Here is a 5,789-nt window from a genome sequence, read left to right as displayed (position 1 = left end):
GGCTGTCCCCCGCCGGGGCGGGGGGGCGCCCCCCCGCGGGGGCCGGCTCCCGGCCCCTCCCTGTGTGTTGGGGTGTTCGAGGGCCCCCCCCCCCATCGGTTCGGACGCGCTAGCATCGGGGAGGTGACGGTACCGGGCCCTGAGGTGACGCTGTTCGAGCAGCAGCGCCGCCGGTTGTTCGGACTCGCCTACCGGATGCTCGGTTCGGCCGCGGAAGCCGAGGACATCGTGCAGGACGCGTTCCTGCGGTGGCACGGCGCGGACCGGGAGCGCATCGAGACGCCGTCGGCCTGGCTGGCGAAGGTGGTCACCAATCTCTGCCTCAACCGGCTCTCCTCCGCGCAGGTCAAACGCGAGAGCTACATCGGCCCCTGGCTGCCCGAACCGGTGCTCACCGGCGATGGCGCGCTCGGTCCACTTGAGACAGTCGAGCAACGGGACTCGGTTTCACTGGGGGTCTTGATTCTCTTGGAACGGCTGACGCCGCCGGAGCGCGCGGTGTTCGTCCTGCGGGAGGCGTTCGGGCATCAGCACCGGGAAATCGCGGAGATCCTGGAGATCGATGAGGCGCACTCGCGGCAGCTCCACCTCCGCGCGCGCAAGCACGTCGCGGACGCGCGGACCCGGTTCGCGGCCGAGAGCGACCAGCAACGCCGCATCGTGGAGCGTTTCCTCGCCGCGACGCTGGAGGGCGACGTCGCCGGGCTCGAGAAGCTGCTCGCCGACGAGGTCGTGTCGTGGGCCGACGGCGGTGGCACGGTGACCGCGGCGCGGCGCCCGATCGCCGGCAAGGACCGGGTGCTGCGGTACCTGCTCGGCATGAGCGGACGGCCGGAGGTGGCGCTGGTCCGCACCGAGATCACCGAGGTCAACGGGCACGTCGCCGTGCTGTTCCACGTCGGGGACGTCCTCATGGCCGTCCTCGTGCCCGACGTCGACGGCGATCGCGTCACCGCCGTGCGCATGGTCCTCAATCCCGACAAGCTCGCGTTCGTCACCGCCCAGCTGGGGTGAGGACGCTCACGCCCGGACCTGTCACGGATCGTCCCGCTCGCCGGTTCTCCCTTTGCGACACGAAAGGGGACGAATCCATGACTCACCGCCTCGTGATCCTCGGTGCCGGATACGCCGGGCTCCGCGCCGCCAAGCGGGCCGCGAAGCTGCTGCGCGACCGCGATGTCCGGGTGACGCTGGTCGACCGGGAGGGACGGTTCTTCGAACGGGTGCGGACGCACCAGCTCGCCACAGGACAGGAACTGCGCGAACGGCGGTTGCCGGATGTGCTGGCCGGGACCGGGATCGACCTCGTCACCGCGACCGTGACCGGCATCGACCTGGACGGCAGGACAGTGCTGCTCGACGCTGAGCCGCACGCTGTCCTGTACGACACCCTCGTGTATGCGTTGGGCAGCGGCGCGGACGTCGACGCGGTATCGGGCGTGCGCGAGCACGCATTGACGGTCGCCGGCCCGGCCGGAGCGGAGCAGCTGCGCGCCCGGCTGGACGCCCTGCCCGCGAAGAGCGCCGTCGTCGTGGTCGGCGGCGGGCTCACCGGCATCGAGGCCGCTACGGAGATCGCCGAAATCCGGCCGGATCTGCGTGTCGAGCTGATGTGCGACGCGCAGATGGGCGGCTGGTTGTCCGGCCGGGCCCAGCGCCACCTGCACAGGGCCTTCGAGCGGAGGGAAATCGGGCTGCGCGAAGGAGTTCGCGTCGCCAAGGTCGGCCCGAAGGACATGCTGCTGGAGGACGGCGGGAGTGTGCCCGCCGACGCCGTGGTGTGGGCGGCCGGGTTCCGCGTTCCCGCGTTGGCTGCCGAGGCCGGGCTCGCCGTGGACGGACGTGGCCGGATGCGCGTCGACGAACGGCTGCGTTCGGTGTCGCATCCGGAGGTCTACGGTGTCGGCGACGCCGCGGCAGGGCTGGCCGCGGGTGGGCGGGAAACCCGGATGTCCTGCCAGACCGGGTTGCCGATGGGGCAGTACGCGGCGGGGGCCATCGCGCGTGAGCTGACCGGGCGGCACCCGAAACCGGCGCGGATCCGCTACGAGTGGCAGAACATCAGCCTCGGCCGCCGCGACGGCGTCACCCAGTTCACCCGCGCCGACGACAGCCCGGTGAACGTGGTGCTCACCGGGCGGGTTTCCGCGTGGTTCAAGGAGATGATCACCCGGCTCGCGGCCTGGATGACCGTGCGCTGAAGTGCCGTGAAGGCCTCCTTACCGGCGCTCAACGCCGGTAAGGAGGCCTTCACGGCCCGGGAACGAGCCGCTCCGCTGGTCAGGCCTTTTCCGCCTTGGCACGCGGGAAGATGCCGCGGTGCAGCAGGATCAGGAACACCACCAGCCCGGCGGACAGCAGGATGTGCCCGAGCCCCGCCATCCCGGCGATCGCGGCGCCGGAGTTCTTGCCCAGCACGGTCAGCGTCCCGTGCACGACGAGGAACGCGACCGTCCACAGTGTCCCGACGTTGTAGAGCCAGAAGAACCAGGCGAACAGTTTCCGGTGGGCGCTCAGTGTGAACAGCTTCTCGAGACCGACGACGATCAGGAAGAACAGCGTGCCGAGCGCGAGCAGGTGGGTGTGCACCACCGAAAGCTGTGTGTCACCGGTGAAGTCGTTGGCCTTGGTCAGTTCGCGGTAGTAGAGCCCGGCGATCAGGCCGAGTGCGGTGTAGACGACGACGGAGTAGTAGAGCTTCTTCATGCGTTTCCTGTCTTCACCACGCGGCGGTGGTGGCACCGCGTGTCCGATCCGGGTGTTGGGCGGTCAGGGAGTCCGGGTGATCTGGTCGATGTGGCGCAGCCTGCCGTCGGGCGCGAGCCGCCCGAACAGGTAGACCTCCGTAACGGTCTCGCGCCCCTTGCGGGTCGCGGCACTCAGGGTGTAGCGCGCGGCGATCCGGTCGCCGGTGACCAGTGTCTCGGCGACGTCCACGCGGCAGGTGGTCACGTTCTTGCGCACCGGGCGGGCGTGCGCGACGAGTTTTTCGCGGTCGAGCCGGATCCCGTCGCTGACCCAGGCGATGTCGGCGGTGTGGTAGCGGTCGACGATCACGGCCGGGTCCTCGTCGCCGAAGGCCATCTGGTCCACATAGGACTCAAGGTACCCGGCGAAGTCCCGCGCCGGGGTCGGATGGTCGGTCCCCATGGGTTCACTCCTCTAACTTTGACAGCGGTGTCAAAGTTAGCGCGAGGCACTATCCTTGACAAGGATGTCGGAGATAACACCGCGTCCCGCTCGTCGTCGCAGGCGAGCCGACGCCGAACGCAGCGCCGCCGCGGTTCTCGACGCGGCGCTGACGGTGCTCACCCAGCGTCCGGAAGCCAGCGTCGAAGACGTCGCGGCCGCGTCCGGCGTCAGCAGGCAGACGGTCTACGCGCACTTCCCGTCCCGGGACGCGTTGCTGCACGCCGTGGTCGACAGGATCACCGCGGAGACGGTGGCCGTGCTCGACGCGGCCCGGCTCGACGAAGGCCGGGCCACCGAGGCGCTGCTCCGTTTCCTCGACGCCGGATGGCGGACGTTCGAGCGTTACCCCCTGCTCCAAGGATTGCCCGTCGTGGATGCCGAGACCGACCGCGCGCGGCACGAGCCGGTGCTCGCGCGGCTTCTCGCGTTGGTGCGGCGAGGTCAGCGGAGCGGGGAGTTCGACGCGGACCCGGCGCCGGAATGGCTTCTCACTGCCACTGTCGCGCTCGGCCACGCCGCGGGGGAGCAGGTCGGTGCCGGGCGGATGACAGCCGACGCGGCGCTAGCGGAACTCCGCCGCTCTGTTCTGCGCGTCTTCGGCGCCCGGAAATCCGGGTGACAGCACGCGGCGGACGTCGGATACTGCGCGGCGTGGAGATCACCTCGGGCGACCGGACGGGAGCGGCGGGCTTCGGGTAGCTCCGCGGGGAAATCCCTCGCGGTGCTACATGGGAGCTGTCATGTCTCGCACCGCACACCACGTCCCGCCCGCGCACCGGAGTCCGTCCCGGCACGGGTGGAACTCCGTCACGCTCACGGATCTGCGTTACGACCACGCCGCGCGGAGCCGGGCCCGTAGCGAGCGTCGCCGCGTCCGCCCGCGGCTGATCCGTCGTCGCGTGGAGGTCCACGCCTTCCCTCGTTCGCTCCCGCACGACCGCGAGATCTCCCGGCTGGCCCGGCTCGCCGAGCGCGGCGCGCGGCAGCGGCTGCGCCGGGAACTCACCGTGCTGCGCCGCGAGGCCAACGACCGCGGCCGGATCCGGACGGACACCGGGAACGACCCGGCGCCCGTCCGGCACCGCCACGGCGCGGAATGGCACTCCTGGTGATCAGCCCGCGAGCCGCTCCCACAGGAATTCCAGCATCAGCGCCCATTTGAAGGCCAGCTGCTCGTTGTCGGCGGCCGCACCGTGGCCGCCCTCGATGTTCTCGTGGTAGCTGACGTCGTGGCCCAGCTCCCGCAGTCGCGCGACCATCTTGCGCGCGTGCGCGGGGTGCACCCGGTCGTCCCTGGTGGACGTCACGAACAGCGACGGCGGGTATTTCCGTCCACTGTGGACGTTCTGGTACGGCGAGTACTCCCCGATGAACTCCCACTCCGCCGGGTCGTCGGGGTCGCCGTACTCGGCCATCCACGACGCGCCCGCCAGCAGCCGGTGGTAACGCCGCATGTCCAGCAGCGGCACCTGGCTCACGATGGCGCCGAACAGCTCGGGATAGCGGGTCAGCATGACGCCCATGAGCAGGCCGCCGTTGCTGCCGCCCTGGATGCCCAGCCGTTCCGGGGTGGTGATGCCGCGTTCGGCGAGATCCGCCGCGACCGCCGCGAAGTCCTCGTACACCTTGTGCCGCTCGGCCTTGATCGCGCTCGTGTGCCAGTCCGGCCCGTATTCGCCGCCGCCGCGGATGTTCGCGACGACGTATGTGCCGCCGCGTGCGAGCCAGCCCCGGCCGATCACGCCGCTGTAGCCCGGGGTCAGTGAAACCTCGAAGCCGCCGTACCCGGTGAGCAGCGTCGGCCCGCCTTCGGCACCGGAGGGCTGCACGACGAAGTACGGGATCTGCGTTCCGTCCAGCGACGTCGCGAAGTGCTGCGCCACCGTCATCCCCGTCGAGTCGAAGAACGCCGGCGCCTGCCGGAGCACCTCGACCTCGCCGCCGACCTGGCCGTAGCTCAGCGTCGACGGTTGCGTGTAGCCGCTGGAGTCCAGCAGGTACTCGTCGTTGAGGTCCGGTTCGGTGTCGGTGATCTCGGCGCTGCCGAGGTCCGGCGCGCCCGCCAGAGGCTCCTCCGCCCAGCCGCCGGCGCCGGGGGTGAGCACACGCAGCTCGGTCCGGACGTCCTTCAGGACGCCGAGCAACAGGTGGTTGCGCGTCCAGGCCCAGTAGTCGAGCGAGGTGTGCGGATCGGGCCGGAACAGCACGGTGAACGCGCGCCCGCCCGCCATGAAGTCGTCGAACCCGATGGCGAGCAGCGAGCCCGCCGGGTAGCGGTCGTCGCCGACCGTCCACGCCGACCGCGGTTGCACCAGCAGCCATTCGCGGTGCACCGAGGTGCGGGCGTCCTCGGGGACGTCCACCTTGACGAGCCCGCCGGGGGTCCGCAGATGCCGTTCGGAGCGGTAGAAGTCCAGCGAGCGGTAGACGAAGTCGCGTTCGTAGCCCACGGTCGGGTCGTGATAGGCCGACACCGAGACGTCGTCCGGCTTGCCCTCGAAGACCGTTTCGGCCTCCTCCAGCGGGGTGCCCCGCCGCCATTCCTTCGCCAGCCTCGGATAACCCGAGGTGGTCAGCGAGCCCGGCCCGAAATCGGT

At 70.5% G+C, this 5,789-nt stretch carries 7 protein-coding genes; 4 read left to right on the top strand and 3 right to left on the bottom strand.

The window, feature by feature from the left end; translation table 11 throughout:
* Positions 1-123: 123 nt before the first annotated feature.
* Positions 124-1,014 carry an RNA polymerase sigma-70 factor gene (locus tag ACFWY9_RS17635; RefSeq protein WP_378339280.1) on the top strand — a complete coding sequence of 297 codons (891 nt, stop codon included), beginning with the start codon at positions 124-126 and terminating at the stop codon, positions 1,012-1,014.
* A gap of 77 nt (positions 1,015-1,091) precedes the next feature.
* Positions 1,092-2,201 carry an NAD(P)/FAD-dependent oxidoreductase gene (locus ACFWY9_RS17630; protein WP_378339279.1) on the top strand — a complete coding sequence of 370 codons (1,110 nt, stop codon included), beginning with the start codon at positions 1,092-1,094 and terminating at the stop codon, positions 2,199-2,201.
* Positions 2,202-2,280: 79 nt separating this feature from the next.
* Here the strand turns inward: ACFWY9_RS17630 and ACFWY9_RS17625 are convergent, their stop codons facing one another.
* Positions 2,281-2,706, bottom strand: a complete 426-nt coding sequence (locus ACFWY9_RS17625) for a DUF2871 domain-containing protein (protein ID WP_378326439.1) — start codon at positions 2,704-2,706, stop codon at positions 2,281-2,283.
* 63 nt (positions 2,707-2,769) lie between these two features.
* On the bottom strand, positions 2,770-3,150 hold the full coding sequence (locus ACFWY9_RS17620; RefSeq protein ID WP_378326438.1) for a nuclear transport factor 2 family protein: 381 nt from the start codon (positions 3,148-3,150) through the stop codon (positions 2,770-2,772).
* Between the two features lie 64 nt (positions 3,151-3,214).
* On the opposite strand from ACFWY9_RS17620, the gene ACFWY9_RS17615 reads away from it, so the two are divergent.
* Together ACFWY9_RS17615 and ACFWY9_RS17610 are read left to right on the top strand one after the other, a co-directional pair.
* Positions 3,215-3,811 carry a TetR/AcrR family transcriptional regulator gene (locus ACFWY9_RS17615; protein WP_378339278.1) on the top strand — a complete coding sequence of 199 codons (597 nt, stop codon included), beginning with the start codon at positions 3,215-3,217 and terminating at the stop codon, positions 3,809-3,811.
* Positions 3,812-3,932: 121 nt separating this feature from the next.
* Positions 3,933-4,304, top strand: a complete 372-nt coding sequence (locus tag ACFWY9_RS17610) for a hypothetical protein (RefSeq protein ID WP_378339277.1) — start codon at positions 3,933-3,935, stop codon at positions 4,302-4,304.
* Here the strand turns inward: ACFWY9_RS17610 and ACFWY9_RS17605 are convergent.
* Positions 4,305-5,789 (bottom strand): prolyl oligopeptidase family protein (locus tag ACFWY9_RS17605; RefSeq protein ID WP_378339276.1); only part of this gene is annotated, 1,485 nt, incomplete at its 5' end.

It is taken from the genome of Amycolatopsis sp. NPDC059027, assembly GCF_042739735.1.
In the GTDB taxonomy this organism is placed as follows: domain Bacteria; phylum Actinomycetota; class Actinomycetes; order Mycobacteriales; family Pseudonocardiaceae; genus Amycolatopsis.
Note: the sequence above shows the minus strand (reverse complement) of the source record. Positions and strands in the feature narration are given on the sequence as shown.